Source organism: Polaribacter sp. M10 (assembly GCF_054968445.1).
The window spans coordinates 500,613-514,775 of record NZ_JBSSBG010000001.1 but is presented as its reverse complement, the minus strand read 5'-3'; the positions used below and the strand labels follow the sequence as shown (position 1 = coordinate 514,775).

The window sequence follows — 14,163 nt, the reverse complement described above, 5'->3', positions numbered from 1 at the left end:
CATAAAACCAACAAAATATAAACATCAATTAGATGCAACTATTTTACTTATTTAGTAAACGAAGATAACTATCTTTGTGTGTTTCTAAATAAAAAAAGAAAAATCCTTATTACCAAATGACAAACTATTACTCTAATGGAAAACTATTGTTAACTGGAGAATATCTTGTATTAGATGGTGCAAAATCATTGGCAATACCTACAAAATTTGGGCAAGATTTAATTGTTGAAAAAATTAAAGAACCTCAAATTATTTGGGGAAGTTTTACAACTACAGGTGAATGTTGGTTTGAAGCCGTTTTTGATCTTCCAAAATTACGTTTGGCAAACTGTACTTTTAATTCTGATAAAGAAGGAAGTGCAGAGTTTATTGCAGAAACTTTGTTAGAAATTTTACAGGAAGCCAAAAGAATGAATCCCAAATTTTTGTCTTCAGAAAATGGATTTATCGTAAAAACTAAACTTTCTTTCCCAAGAAATTGGGGATTAGGGAGTTCATCAACTTTAATAAATTCTATTGCAACTTGGGCAAAAGTTGATGCTTTTCAATTGCTGTGGAATTCCTTTAAAGGTAGTGGATATGACATTGCTTGTGCACAGAATAATTCTCCTATTTTTTATGAAATTCAGGATAAGAAACCAGTTGTAAAACAAGTTAATTTTAATCCTAGTTTTAAAGAAAATATCTTTTTTGTGTATTTAAATCAGAAACAAGATTCTAAAAAAGGGATTGCAAAATTTAGAGAAAGTAACCTTAATTTTGATGCAGAAATAGCGCGTATTTCTGAGATTTCTGATGCTTTTTTAAAAGTGAATTCAATTATTGAATTTAATAAATTAATTGTAGAACACGAACAGATTATCAGCTCAATCATCAAACTAAAACCCGTAAAAGAACGGTTATTTTCTGATTATTTTGGAGAAATTAAAAGTTTAGGAGCTTGGGGTGGAGATTTTGTAATGGCAACAGGAAACGAAAAAACAAAAGCATATTTTAACAACAAAGGATTTGATACAATTCTTACATATCAAGAAATGATTTTATGACTAAAATAATTATAATTGGAGGTGGTGCAGCAGGATATTTTACAGCCATAAATGCCAAAGAAAACAATCCTGAGTTAGACATCACCATTCTAGAAAAAGGAAAAGATGTTTTACAAAAAGTTAAAATTTCTGGTGGTGGACGTTGCAATGTAACTCACGCTTGCTTTATACCCAAAGATTTGGTGCAGTTCTACCCAAGAGGAAAAAAAGAACTCTTAGGACCTTTTCATCAATTTATGACAGGAGATACTTTTGAGTGGTTTGAAGAAAGAGGTGTTCCGTTAAAAATTGAAGATGATAATCGTGTTTTTCCAGAAGCAAATACAAGTCAAGCAATTATAGATTGTTTTCAGAATGCTGTTGATAAGCTACAAATTAAAGTGTTAACAAACTGTGGTGTAAATGAAGTTTATCAACAAGAAAATGAGTGGGTTATCAACACAAAAAAAGAAACTTTTAAAGCAGATAAAGTTGTTTTTGCTGCTGGTAGTTCTAAAAAAGTTTGGGATTTATGCAAAAGTTTAAATCATTCAATTGTTGAGCCAGTACCTTCTTTATTTACGTTTAACATTAACGATAAAAGATTGGTAGATTTATTAGGAACTTCTGTACCCAATGCAACAGTAAATATTGTGGGCACAAAATTAGAAGCTTCTGGCCCATTATTAATTACACATTGGGGCATGAGTGGCCCAGCTATTTTAAAATTATCAGCCTTTGGTGCAAGAATTTTAGCGGATAAAAATTATCAATATAATGTAAGTGTTAATTGGTTGTCTAGACCAACTGATAAAGTTTTAAACGTTTTATTGAACCTAAAAAAGAAAGAACCACGAAAAACTGTAATCTTAAAATCACCTTTTTCTGAAATTTCAAAAAGATTATGGGAACGTTTTGTAATTGCTGCTGATATTAAATCTAACCAAAATTGGGCAGATTTAAAAAACTCGAAATTAGAAAATTTAGCAAATCAACTTACAAAAGGAATTTACAATGCCAATGGCAGAACTACTTTTAAAGATGAATTTGTAACAGCTGGTGGTGTAGATTTAAAAGAAATTAACTTTAAACGTTTTGAAAGTAAACAGCATAAAAATTTATTTTTTGTGGGTGAAATTTTAAATATTGATGCAGTAACTGGCGGATTTAACTTTCAAAATGCTTGGACAGGTGGTTATATTTGTGCTAAAGCATTAGCTGAAAATTAATCCTTTTTTGTTATTTTAAATAAAGTGAAACAAAAGTGAGACTGCTTGAGATATACATATTTGAGATTTCTCCAAAAAATTGAAATGACAAACTAACAAAAAAAACTAAATCGTAATGGCAAGAACAGAATCTAACGAATTTAAAATAGGCAAAAAAGCACCAGACTTTAACTTAATCAATACTATTGATGATAAATATTACACGTTAAATGATTTAAAAGGTGATAAAGGAACTGTTATTATGTTTATTTGCAATCATTGTCCTTTTGTAATTCATGTTAACGAAGAATTGGTTAAAATGGCTAATGAATATCAGCAAAAATGCATCAATTTTATAGCTATAAGTGCTAATGATGTTGAGAATTATCCACAAGATGCACCTCATTTAATGAAAAAATTGGCATCAGAAGAAAAATATCCTTTTCCTTATTTATATGATGAAACGCAGGCAATTGCTAAAGCTTATGATGCTGCTTGTACTCCAGATTTTTATGTTTTTGATGCTGATTTAAAATCTGTATATCATGGACAATTGGATGATTCTAGACCTGGAAATGGAAAACCAGTTACTGGAATTGATTTACGAACTTCGTTAAACCACTTGCTAGAAAATAAAAATCCGATAGAAAACCAAAAACCAAGTGTAGGTTGTGGTATTAAATGGAAAAAAATTATTTACTAAAATAAAAGTCTTCAAAAATTATTCGAAAGTAATGTTTTGATAGGCCCCAATATCAGGATTTGTAGATCTATCTACTCCTAAAATATCTAAAGTAAAAGCAGTAATTTTTGCATTATTTATGGCATCCGATTCTTGACCAATAATAAAATCTTCATTTTGAGAATCTCTAAAATTTGCAAAACCATTTAAAATTATATTTTGATAATTGGTATTGTTGGTAAAATCTAATTCAGCAAAATCTGTGTAAGAATCACTTACATCGTTAAATTGAATCATAGAATTACTAATGTTATAGTTGAATAAGCTACCTTCAACTTTATCTAAAACAAATTCGATATTATTATTTCCATCAAAAATACAATTGGTAAAATTAGCCGCTTTCAAGTCTCTAGTTTCTATAATTTCTTGCCCATTTTCATCATTATAAACAAAGAAATTATTTACTAAAACTGCTGGTAATTGTCTAATTCCATTGTTCCAAAAATTAGCAAAAGTACTGTGTGTAAAATTATACGTACCACCTATGGTTGCTGCTAAAGAAGCTTCGCCTGCAGAACCAATTACAACATTATGTGCTTCTATATTGGTTTCTCTTGCTAAAATTCCAAAATTAGAATGGTTGTAGATTTCTGTATTTTGTAATTTTAAAGTTGGGTTGGTATCAGAACCAATACTATCTATTAAAATACCAATAATTCCGTTTTTAATTTGTGCGTGATAAATTTCGTTGTCTTTGCTTCCTGCTCGCATCCAAATAGTACCCCATTGACCTGGAGTTTGGCTAAATCTATACTCTAAACGATCGCCTTCAAAAACTACTTTTTCAGATAAAGTTCCGTTTACTTTTAAAGTAGCTTTATCATCGATTATTAAACCAGAATTGTTGTGAAAATGGAGTTTTGCTCCAGCTTCTATGGTTAAAGTTTTATTAGCAGGTACAGCTGCATAGCCATAAAATACTGTAGGTTTTGCGTTGGTAATGGTAAGTTCTGCATCTGTTAAATACCTTCCTTTTATGGTAGTTGCTTGTCCATCTATGGTTAAACTATCAATTTTCATTGTGATAGGGTCTTGACCTGGAAAAATAAAATTAGCATCTTGTACTAAAGTCACCAAGTCTACATCTTGCTGATTTGCTCCAGTATCAAACAAAATACGATCTGTATATAAAGGATCTGAAATTGTAGCATTATCGATAGTGGTTTCAACAAAAACATAAATACTGTCTTTTGCTAAAATATCTATATTATTAAATTCTTTACCAGGTATGCCATCAATATTTAATCTATAATTAGAAGTTGTTCCATTTTCTAAAGAAATTTCAGGAATTGTAATTGCTGAATTACTTCTGTTGTATACTTTTAAATTATAAGTTGCAGAGCCAATATTTGTAAAAATAGTATCTAAAAAAACGGTGTCTTTAGAAAACTCTAAGCTTCCAAAATTAGGTATGGTAGAAAAATCTTTTCTACAAGAACTCATAGAAACAAGAGCAACACAAATTAAGAAAGAAATAAAATAACGCATAAATCAATTTTTATAAAAATAGAACTTTAAAATGAACTGATTATTACTTTTTTACCAATTTGATTTCAAAAAGTTTTCCCCAGTTTTTACCGGTAACAAAAAGTCTGTCGTTTTCTTTATCGTAAGCAATTCCGTTTAAAACTTCATCTTGATCCACCAATTTTTGAGTTTTTGCCATTTCTTTTTCTAAAGGTCTTAAATCTGCTAAACCAATTACAGCACCAGTTTTTATATCAATAATTACAATTGTGTTTTTTTGATATTTGTTAGAGTATAATTTTCCATTAATTAGTTCCAGCTCGTTAATATTATCAACGGCTCTATCATTAGAATATACTTGAATAGAACGCTTTTCTTTTAAAGTTTCTGGGTCTAAAAACCAAATTTTATTTGTTCCATCAGATTTAATCAATTCTTCACCATCATTGGTTAATCCCCAACCTTCTTTACTGTTTTTGTAATCGAATTCTTTTTCAAATTCAAAAGTTTTCAAATCATATACAAAACCTTTTTTTGCTTCCCAAGTCAACCAATAGATTTTATCATTTAAAATGGTCATACCTTCACCAAAATATTGCTTGTCTAAGTCTATTTTTTGTAGCACTTTCCCTGATTTAATATCCACTTTTCTCAGTGTAGATTGCCCTCTTCTACCTGTAGTTTCATACAAAAAACCATTATAATATTCTAATCCTTGGGTGTAAGCTTTGGTATCGTGAGGAAAAGAATTTACAATCTCATAAGTATAAATAGCTGGTTTTTTGTCAGCAAAAACTTCAAAAGAATTGTTTATTTTTTTTGTTTTACCAGGATAAAAAGCCAAAGCAGAAACTACATGTTTACCTACTCCAAAGTCTTTTGCATTAAGCTTTAACGAGTTTCCATCCGAAGAAATTTCTTTTCCGTTTACAAAAAATTGTACGTTATTAATTTGCTGATTATTTTCTTCTTTTAAAGTGATGTTTACTTTATCATTAAGTGTGTTTTTTTTAGTAACATTTAATGTAAACTTGTAACTTTTATCGCAACTTGTTAAAAAAAAGAACGACAATAGCAATGTAAATAAAGCAATTTTCTTCATTATGATTTTTATTTTTAAAGTTTTAACGCAGTTAAAATGAGGCTTTAACCACTAATATTTTATATTTTAAACCAGATATTTACTAGAAGTACAAATAAAAGTAATTTATTTATTTGTAAATTAAAAAATATCCTTAAATTTGCATCCTCAAAATAGTAATATATAGCTATTTAGAGAATTTAGTAAAGCCTTACCAACTTTACTTTGCAAACATAACATTAAAGAATTAAAATATTATAAAATGAAAAAAGGAATTCATCCAGAAAATTATAGAATGGTAGCTTTTAAAGACATGTCTAACGAAGATGTTTTTTTAACTCGTTCTACTGTAGACACTAAAGAAACTTTAGAAGTTGATGGTGTTGAGTATCCTTTAGTAAAATTAGAGATTTCTAGAACTTCTCATCCATTTTACACTGGTAAATCTAAACTTATTGATGCTGCAGGACGTATTGACAAGTTCAAAAACAAATACGCAAAATTCAAGAAATAATTTTCTTAGAATTTTAACAATATTAAAAGCCTCAACAATTGTTGAGGCTTTTTCTTTTCAATAAAATTAAGAAATAATTATTTGGGCGTTTCCTTTCAGGTCGGGTTTTACGTTGCAATCTTTTTTTAGCTGAAAAAAACAGCTAAAAAAAGGATTTCCACTGCAACCCCTAACGCAATTATTTGCCAACTTTTTTAATTATTTTAAAACAAATAGATTACTTTTAATCTTCTTTAAAATCGAAAATTAAAAATGAGAAATACCATACTTTCTGTTTTAATAACCTCGACTGTTTTAAGTGGAGTTTTAGTGTATTTTTTACCACATACTGGAAACATAATTCTTTTGTCCTTATCAGGAATATTAACTTTAATTGCCATTAACGATAGTTTACAAACCAAACACTCGTTGTTAAGAGCTTTTCCTTTAGTTGCTCGTTTACGTTGGCTTTTTGAAGAAGAAAGAGATAAAATTCAACAATATTTTATAGAAGATAATTTAAATGGAACGCCTATAAATAGAGAAAAAAGAAGTGTTGTTTATCAGAGAGCAAAATTAGCAAAAGATACCATCCCTTTTGGCACACAACACAATGTATATGCAAAAGGATATGAGTTTGTTAAACACTCATTATTTCCTAAAAACCATCATCATACAAAAGGAGATCGTGTAATTTTTGGATCTGATAAATGCAGTCAAAAATATAGTGGTTCTATCATTAACATTTCTGCAATGTCTTTTGGCTCATTAAGTAGCCATGCAATTATGGCATTAAATCAGGGTGCAAAAATGGGAAACTTTGCTCACAATACTGGAGAAGGTGGAATATCTCCTTACCATTTGCAAGGTGGTGATTTAATTTTTCAAGTAGGTACTGGGTATTTTGGTGCAGGAAAATCTGTGGATGGTAAACGTGTTTTTGATGATGAAGTTTTCAAGAAAAACGCCATCCTTCCTGAGGTAAAAATGATTGAAATTAAATTTTCTCAAGGTGCAAAACCAGGTCATGGAGGTATTTTACCCGCTAAAAAAAACACTCCAGAAATTGCAGAAATTCGTTCTGTAGAAGCTGGTACTCAAGTAGATTCTCCTCCAGGTCATTCTGCATTTTCTAATTTTGATGAAATGATAACATTTATTCAAAAAGTTAGAGATTTATCACAAGGAAAACCAGTAGGTATTAAATTATGTGTAGGAAATAATGCTGAAATTGAAGAAATGATTAAAGCTTTTGCTACTGCTAACAATTATCCCGATTTTATTGCTGTTGATGGTGGTGAAGGTGGTACTGGAGCTGCTCCTTTAGAATTTACAAATTATATTGGTAGTCCGTTAGTAGAAGGTTTAGTTTTTATGAATAAACTTTTAAAGCAATACAATTTAAAACATCAAATTAAAATAATAGCTTCTGGTAAAGCTGTAGATGCTTTTGATATTGTAAAATACTTAGCGCTTGGTGCAGATGCCATTGGAATGGCAAGAAGTTTTATGCTTAGTTTAGGCTGCATACAGGCAAGAGAATGTAATTTAGATACATGCCCAGTTGGTGTGGCTACACAAGATGAAGATTTGGTAGAAGCTTTGGTTGTAGCACAAAAAAATGTACGTGTAAAAAACTATCATCATAAAACAATAACCTCTGTAAAAGAAATGGTTTCTGTTATTGGTTTAGACTCTATACAAGATTTACAACCCAACCAAGTTTTTAGACGTAGAAAAGATGAAGAAATTGTGAGTTTAGAAGAAATATATTACTAATATTTCTTTAAACAAATCTTTATGTTTCTAATCTAAAAACTTTTAGGATTTTAAAATGTTACAAAATAAGGTTTAGCCGATTACTTCTCTGTTCAAATAACGAAATCTATTTAGTTTTTCTAAAACTTTCATTGCCTTAAAGGCTGCTAAATCACTTACTGATTCGTTGATATATCTATAACTATTAGATTTTTCAACAAGTCTTTCGTAACGTTTTTGTAATTGCTTTTTAAAATTGGATAGCTGAATTGTATAGTGCATTATAATTGGGGATTTTAATTGTATTCTCAAATCTAATAAAAATTTATCACCTGACAATCAATATTATATCATAAAATCTTCTAAAAAAAATACATCGTCTTTTAAACTTTTGTATCTGTTTAGACATCTAATTAGTTTTTTACAATTTTTTGTGTTTTAATTCCGGTTTCGGTTTCATATTTTAAAAAGTAAATCCCTTTTGATAAATGTGAAAGATTGATTGTTTTATGATTAGAATTCTGATTAAATGAAAGTATTCTTTGACCAGATACATTATAAATCTCCACCTTAAACCCTTCTATATCAGACGTCAATTGAATGTTTAAATTATTTTGTACAGGGTTTGGGTAAAATTTTACTTTAGGTAAGTCATCTACATTTTTTACAGAAGCCACAGCTTCTTGATACACTCTTACATAATCGATTTCCATAGTACTTTTTGTAAAAGATGAAGCAATACCTGGTTCTATGGCAATATTTAATAAGAGATATTGCTCTTTATCAAAAGGCCAAGTATTTTCATTTTTTACACTAGGATTGTAGGTATAATGTTCTACATCATCGACTTTAAAAACCATTTTTTCAGAAGACCATTCTAAAGAATATATGTGAAATTCGCTAGAAACTGTAGCAATGCTTCTACCTCCATGATTTACAGTTCCTCCAAAACTAGAAGGTGTATGCATAGCACTTTGCACATAATTTTGATTACGGCCCCAATGTTCCATAATATCTATTTCTCCGCAAGCAGGCCAATATTCTGTGCCATAAGTATCTGTCCAAAAACCACCAGTTTCAATAATGTTTTTACCCAACATCCAAATGGCTGGCCAAGTACCTACACCAGTTGGCAATTTTGCTTTAATTTCTATTTTACCATATTTAAAAGCAAATTTAGAATTTAACCTAGCTGAAGTATAATTTTTGGTGTAACCTTGATCTGTAAAGATTTCTTTTTGTGCAGTAATACTCAAAATTCCGTCATTTACTGAAGAGTTTTCAACTCGATTTGTATAATGCTGAATTTCTCCATTATACCAACTTCCGCCATTTGGTAATTGTGTTTGATGAAACCATTTATCACTATCAATGGCTCCTGTTCCATCAAATTCATCAGACCAAACCAAATGATTAAAAACAGGATTTGTTCCTAAATTTAGTGTTCCATCATAACTAAAATCATCAATATAAGCTGTAACAAAACTGTTATTGTTTTCGCCATTTATCTGAATTAATATCCTATTAAAATCAGTTCTGCTTGTTGGATTTTCGGAATTTGGATCTAAATTGATAAAGTTATCGCTACTAAAATCAAAAGTAACTGTTTGCCATTGATCTAAATCTAATGGTTTAATAATTTCGGATTGTGTAGCCCAAGGACTACCAATTGTTCCATCTTGTAACTTTAAAGATACCTGGTTTGTTTGGTTACCAGTAATACCAGAAGATGGAACATAAATTTTAACTGAAAACGTACTGTTTGTAGCTAAGTTAAAATTTATTGGAACATCAAAACGAACATTTGCATATTGCCCTCCATTATCGGTGTATTTTAAAACGGTATCTGATGTATTTATATAGGTTTTAAAGGGATTTAAAAATGCATTGTCCATTCCACAATCGTCTCCAAACCAAGAAGAAATTGTTCCATTTCCCTCAAAATCGTCTTCGACTTTTTGTTGAGCAAAAATAGAATTAATGAAAACTAGGGCAATCAGTATGAATAAATTTCGCATTTTTAGATTTTAATGTATTTCTACAAATATATCTTTAAATACAGGTGTTTCGTAAAAAAACACCTATACAAATACCATACTGATAATAAAAACTTGTTTTATTTATTGTCTTGTAAAGCAAAAACTTGCTTTAATAATGCAGTGTCTCTTAAACCTACTTTTTCTCTAATTCCTTTTTCTTCTACTTCTATCATTGTAAAAACTCCTTTTAAAGCTTCGTTAGTTACATAAGCTGTTAAATCTGGATCTACTTTATTTACAAAAGGGATAGAATTGTATTTGGTAATTAAGTTACTCCAAATTTTATCTGCACCTACTTTAGAGAAAGACTGATTAATTACAGGACTAAAACTATTATATAAACTTTGATTTGTTTTAGATTGTAAATAAGTAGTTGCTGCATTATTATCGCCTAATAAAATATTTTTTGCATCTGCAAAAGTAATTTCTTTTACAGCATTTACAAAAATAGGAGTAGCCGTTTTTACAGCATCTTCTGCAGCTCTATTTAATGCTTTAATTCCTTCATCAGCTAAATTACCCAAACCAATTTTTCTTAAACCATTATCTACAGCTTGTAATTCTTGTGGCAATAAAATTTTAACCAAATCATTTCTATAAAAACCATCTACAGCCGTTAATTTGGTAACTTGATTTTCTATTCCATGATCTAAAGCTTGTCTTAAACCATTACCAATTTGTTCTTGGGTTAAAACTCCACCTCCACTTGGTAATTGACTAACAACTTTTTGTAATTCTGCACAACCTGCAAACTGAATTGCAACTACTAAAACTAAAATTCTTTTTATCATTATTCTTGATTTATTTCTATTGTAATAAGACACTTTTTTTATGAAAAGTCACTCGAATTATTTAAAACTATCTGTTTTTTTATCATAGCCAAAAGGACAATGTTTGCAACCACTTTTACAGCAATAACCACGTTTTAGGTGATATTTTTCTGTAAAAACTCTATAACCTTGTTCGTTAAAGTAAAAATCGTCTTTATCGAATTCTATTCTTGGATTAAACATGTTGCAAAAATAGGGCTTTAAACTCACTTATAAATTACCTAATTCTTATTTCTGATTTCTCTTTTTCTCATTGGCATTGTGTCTATAATCGTAAATAACCTTTCTGTTGATAAAAATTCTGTTTCTCGTAATTTTACATCTCCATCTAAACCAATTAAAATCACTTCGAATTCTTTGTCGGTTTTCTTGAACTCGTTAAATATTTCTTGATTAATTATCCAGTTTTTAGATGGATGCCAAGCTGATAATTAGCAGGTAAAAGAACGTAAGAAACAATCTTACGTTCTTTAAATTCCTTTGTTGGTTTATGAAAAGCTTCCAGCTGTTGCTTAAAAACTTCAGACTTTATATTGTTGGTTAAAATTAAAACAACTCTATTTTTCCATTGATGTTGATTAAACTCTTGACCGTAATTAGAATTTACAAAAATTAAAAAACAAATAATGGTAATTTTTTTCATCTTATTTTAATACAGAAAACTCGATACTAGAATCTGTAAAAACAGTATGCGTTTGTGTTTTAAAGTCTGCCTCATCTGCTTTGTAAATATTATCTACATACGTTTGCGGATTTAAATCGATTAAAGGAAACCAAGTACTTTGCACTTGAATCTGTAATTTGTGTCCTTTCTTAAACGTATGAAAAACATCTTGCAATTTAATATTTACAGCTGTCTTTTTGTTAGGTGTAAAAGGTTCTGGTTTTTCGAAACTGTTTCTAAAACGCCCTCTTAAAACTTCACTCCTAACCATTAAATGATAATTACTCATTTTTAAATGATCTTGTAAGCCTTCATTATCTTCTTTTGTATCTGATGGATGAACATCAATCACCTTTACAATCCAATCTGCTGCAGTTCCTGTAGTTGCTACTTTTAGTTTCGCTAAAATATCTCCAGCTAATGTAAAGTCTTCAGTTAAAACATCCGTTTCAAAAACCAAAACATCAGGTCTTCTCGCTGCAAAACGCTGATCGTCTGTCATGTATTTTCGAGGTGTAAAAACGGTTTTAATATCTTCAGAATAAGGTACAGGGCGTTTTACATCACTAATAAAATTAATTTTTGATGTTGATTTTTTATCCGAAGTTAATTCTTGATTTTCAGACAAAAACCAATCTTGTTTCTCAACATTTTTTGGTGGCCAAGAATCGTAAGATTTCCATTCTTTTTTACCTGAATCAAAAACATAAGCTTCTGGTAAACCTGAATTTTTATCACCTTTACCTTTTAAGAAATGGTTAAAAAATTTTGTTTCTATTTCTGATTGAAATTTTAAAGAAATTGAATCGCCAAAATAATAATTACCAACTGTATTTTTTACGGTATTTCTTGCCCATTTCCCATGATCCCAAGGCCCGAAAACCAAAGTATTGTAATTATCTTTTCCGTTTTTTTCTATGCCTTTATAGGTTTCTAAAGGTCCGTATAAATCTTCAGCATCAAACCACCCCCCAACAATCATAGTTGCTACAGTACTTGGTACTTTATCCATGTGTTGAATTATTCCTTTACTTTTCCAATTTTCATCGTAATTTGGATGCTCTACAATTTCTTTCCAGAAAAAATCATCAATTCTATCTTTAGAAGCTGTTGCGTTAACGTCTAATTTATCATACTGAAAAAACTCATTTAAATTTTTTAATGGTCCTTTATCTAAGAAAAATTGATATTGATCTTGCGAATTCATCTTTGGAAAAGAATACCAAGAAGTGTCTGTTGGAGTATCTTTATAAGTACCAAACAAAGAAATGGCTCTAAAATAACTTAATAAAAAAGCTCCATTATGATGAAAATCGTCAAAGAAAAAATCGCCAATACAAGCTTGTGGAGAAGCCGCTTTTAATGCAGGATGTGCATCTATTGCAGAAACTGTTGCATAATGCCCAGGATAAGAAATTCCCCAAGTACCCACATTTCCGTTATTATTTTCTACGTTTTTCACTAACCAATCAATGGTATCATAAGTATCAGAAACCTCATCAGATTCATTTTCTTTTTTATTTGGTTTGTACGCTCGCATATTATCGTAAACGCCTTCACTCATCCATCTCCCTCTAACATCCTGATAAACAATAATATTACCTTCTTTCATTAAATGAATATTTGGTCCAATTTTAGTTTTCATTCCATCTCCATAAGGTTTAGAACTATAAGGCGTTCTTTGCATTAAAATTGGATATTTTTTAGAAGTATCTTTAGGCGAATAGATTGTAGTATGCAGTTTTATGCCATCTCGCATTGTAATATCTACTTCTTTTTTGGTGTAATTGTCTGCTACATAATTCTCTTTTTTCTCTTCCTTTTCTAAGGATGAATTACAAGAAATAAAAATAAAAATGCTGCAAAAGAATACTAGTAATTTTGTTTTCATAATGGTGTTTGATTTGTTGTTATAAATTTACAAAACAAAAAGAGTTTGGAAAAGAAACCATTGTTAAAATGAATTTTGGTTACTTTTATAATTCCTAAATATCGAAATATGAAAAATTTCTACCTTATTTTATTGTTGATTATTTTATCATCCTGTAAATCAGAAGAAAACAATAAAAACAACAAATTAATAAAAGGAGAAAAATTGCATAAAATATTCCCTAAACTAGAAAAGAACAGATATAATGTCGCTTTTTTAATTATGGATGGCACTTACAATACAGAACTTACAGCACCTTTCGATATTTTTCAGCATACCATTTACAGAAAAAACATAAAAGCTATGAATGTGTTTACAGTTGCAAATACTGATAAACCTATTACAACTTTCGAAGGAATTAGAATGTTACCCGACTTTAATTACCTTAAAGATTCGTTGCCAAAAATTGACATTTTAGTGGTGCCTTCTGCAGAACATCATTTAGATTCTGATTTAGAAAATGAAGCTTTAATTAATTTTGTAAAGCAAGTTGACAAAGAAGCGATTTACGTAACATCTCATTGTGATGGTGCTTTTGTTTTAGCTAAAGCTGGATTATTAACAAATACAGTGTCTACAACTTTTCCTTCGGATATTGATAAAATGAGAACTATGTTTCCTGATTTAGACATCAGAAAAGAGGTTTTGTTTGTGCATGATGACAAATATATTACTTCTGCTGGTGGCGCAAAATCTTTTGAAGCTGCTTTGTATTTATGCGAATATTTATATGGTAAAGAAATTGCGCAATCTTTAGCTGGTGGTTTGGTAATTGACTGGAATTTAGACAACGTACCACATTTAATTATCGAATAATTTTTTCTACTTCTGTTTTGGCATCTTTTTTGTTAAAAAAATGTTAACTCAACTTACCTAAACTTTAATAAGCTTCTTGAATTTATCAAGAGGAAAAAAATCAAATTTAT

Annotated in this window: 14 protein-coding genes; 6 read left to right on the top strand and 8 right to left on the bottom strand. The window is 29.7% G+C overall.

Annotation, left to right across the window (positions count from 1 at the left end):
• Positions 1-116 precede the first annotated feature (116 nt).
• The 3 genes from ACWYN7_RS02280 to ACWYN7_RS02270 all read left to right on the top strand — a co-directional run bounded on the left by ACWYN7_RS02280 (position 117) and on the right by ACWYN7_RS02270 (position 2,936).
• Positions 117-1,046, top strand: a complete 930-nt coding sequence (locus tag ACWYN7_RS02280) for a GYDIA family GHMP kinase (protein ID WP_462858215.1) — start codon at positions 117-119, stop codon at positions 1,044-1,046.
• The gene (locus tag ACWYN7_RS02275) at positions 1,043-2,254 is read left to right on the top strand and encodes a BaiN/RdsA family NAD(P)/FAD-dependent oxidoreductase (protein WP_462858214.1); all 1,212 of its coding nucleotides are present in this window, start codon (positions 1,043-1,045) and stop codon (positions 2,252-2,254) included. The genes ACWYN7_RS02280 and ACWYN7_RS02275 overlap by 4 nt, the downstream gene beginning before the upstream one ends.
• A gap of 115 nt (positions 2,255-2,369) precedes the next feature.
• On the top strand, positions 2,370-2,936 hold the full coding sequence (locus ACWYN7_RS02270) for a thioredoxin family protein (RefSeq protein WP_462858213.1): 567 nt from the start codon (positions 2,370-2,372) through the stop codon (positions 2,934-2,936).
• Positions 2,937-2,954: 18 nt separating this feature from the next.
• Here the strand turns inward: ACWYN7_RS02270 and ACWYN7_RS02265 are convergent, their stop codons facing one another.
• Together ACWYN7_RS02265 and ACWYN7_RS02260 are read right to left on the bottom strand one after the other, a co-directional pair.
• Positions 2,955-4,463: a hypothetical protein gene (locus ACWYN7_RS02265; protein ID WP_462858212.1), complete on the bottom strand. Its 1,509-nt coding sequence runs from the start codon at positions 4,461-4,463 to the stop codon at positions 2,955-2,957.
• Between the two features lie 43 nt (positions 4,464-4,506).
• Positions 4,507-5,544 carry a glutaminyl-peptide cyclotransferase gene (locus tag ACWYN7_RS02260; RefSeq protein WP_462858211.1) on the bottom strand — a complete coding sequence of 346 codons (1,038 nt, stop codon included), beginning with the start codon at positions 5,542-5,544 and terminating at the stop codon, positions 4,507-4,509.
• A gap of 241 nt (positions 5,545-5,785) precedes the next feature.
• On the opposite strand from ACWYN7_RS02260, the gene ACWYN7_RS02255 reads away from it, so the two are divergent.
• Together ACWYN7_RS02255 and ACWYN7_RS02250 are read left to right on the top strand one after the other, a co-directional pair.
• Complete coding sequence (locus tag ACWYN7_RS02255) at positions 5,786-6,037, top strand: type B 50S ribosomal protein L31 (RefSeq protein ID WP_068363688.1); 252 nt, start codon at positions 5,786-5,788, stop codon at positions 6,035-6,037.
• 252 nt (positions 6,038-6,289) lie between these two features.
• The gene (locus tag ACWYN7_RS02250) at positions 6,290-7,795 is read left to right on the top strand and encodes an FMN-binding glutamate synthase family protein (RefSeq protein ID WP_462858210.1); all 1,506 of its coding nucleotides are present in this window, start codon (positions 6,290-6,292) and stop codon (positions 7,793-7,795) included.
• Positions 7,796-8,187: 392 nt separating this feature from the next.
• Here the strand turns inward: ACWYN7_RS02250 and ACWYN7_RS02245 are convergent, their stop codons facing one another.
• From ACWYN7_RS02245 to ACWYN7_RS02220, 6 genes are all read right to left on the bottom strand, one after another.
• Positions 8,188-9,792 carry a family 16 glycosylhydrolase gene (locus ACWYN7_RS02245; protein ID WP_462858209.1) on the bottom strand — a complete coding sequence of 535 codons (1,605 nt, stop codon included), beginning with the start codon at positions 9,790-9,792 and terminating at the stop codon, positions 8,188-8,190.
• Positions 9,793-9,890: 98 nt separating this feature from the next.
• Positions 9,891-10,604 carry a DUF4197 domain-containing protein gene (locus tag ACWYN7_RS02240; protein ID WP_462858208.1) on the bottom strand — a complete coding sequence of 238 codons (714 nt, stop codon included), beginning with the start codon at positions 10,602-10,604 and terminating at the stop codon, positions 9,891-9,893.
• A 57-nt stretch (positions 10,605-10,661) separates the two neighbouring features.
• Positions 10,662-10,826 (bottom strand): DUF5522 domain-containing protein, encoded by a 165-nt coding sequence (locus tag ACWYN7_RS02235; protein WP_462858207.1) that lies wholly within the window; start codon positions 10,824-10,826, stop codon positions 10,662-10,664.
• Between the two features lie 38 nt (positions 10,827-10,864).
• Positions 10,865-11,029 (bottom strand): DUF4174 domain-containing protein, encoded by a 165-nt coding sequence (locus ACWYN7_RS02230; protein ID WP_462858299.1) that lies wholly within the window; start codon positions 11,027-11,029, stop codon positions 10,865-10,867.
• Between the two features lie 11 nt (positions 11,030-11,040).
• Positions 11,041-11,286: a DUF4174 domain-containing protein gene (locus ACWYN7_RS02225; protein WP_462858206.1), complete on the bottom strand. Its 246-nt coding sequence runs from the start codon at positions 11,284-11,286 to the stop codon at positions 11,041-11,043.
• 1 nt (position 11,287) lies between these two features.
• The gene (locus tag ACWYN7_RS02220) at positions 11,288-13,198 is read right to left on the bottom strand and encodes a CocE/NonD family hydrolase (protein ID WP_462858205.1); all 1,911 of its coding nucleotides are present in this window, start codon (positions 13,196-13,198) and stop codon (positions 11,288-11,290) included.
• A 108-nt stretch (positions 13,199-13,306) separates the two neighbouring features.
• Between ACWYN7_RS02220 and ACWYN7_RS02215 the strand changes: the two genes are divergently transcribed.
• Positions 13,307-14,053, top strand: a complete 747-nt coding sequence (locus tag ACWYN7_RS02215; RefSeq protein WP_462858204.1) for a DJ-1/PfpI family protein — start codon at positions 13,307-13,309, stop codon at positions 14,051-14,053.
• The last annotated feature ends 110 nt before the right edge of the window (positions 14,054-14,163 follow it).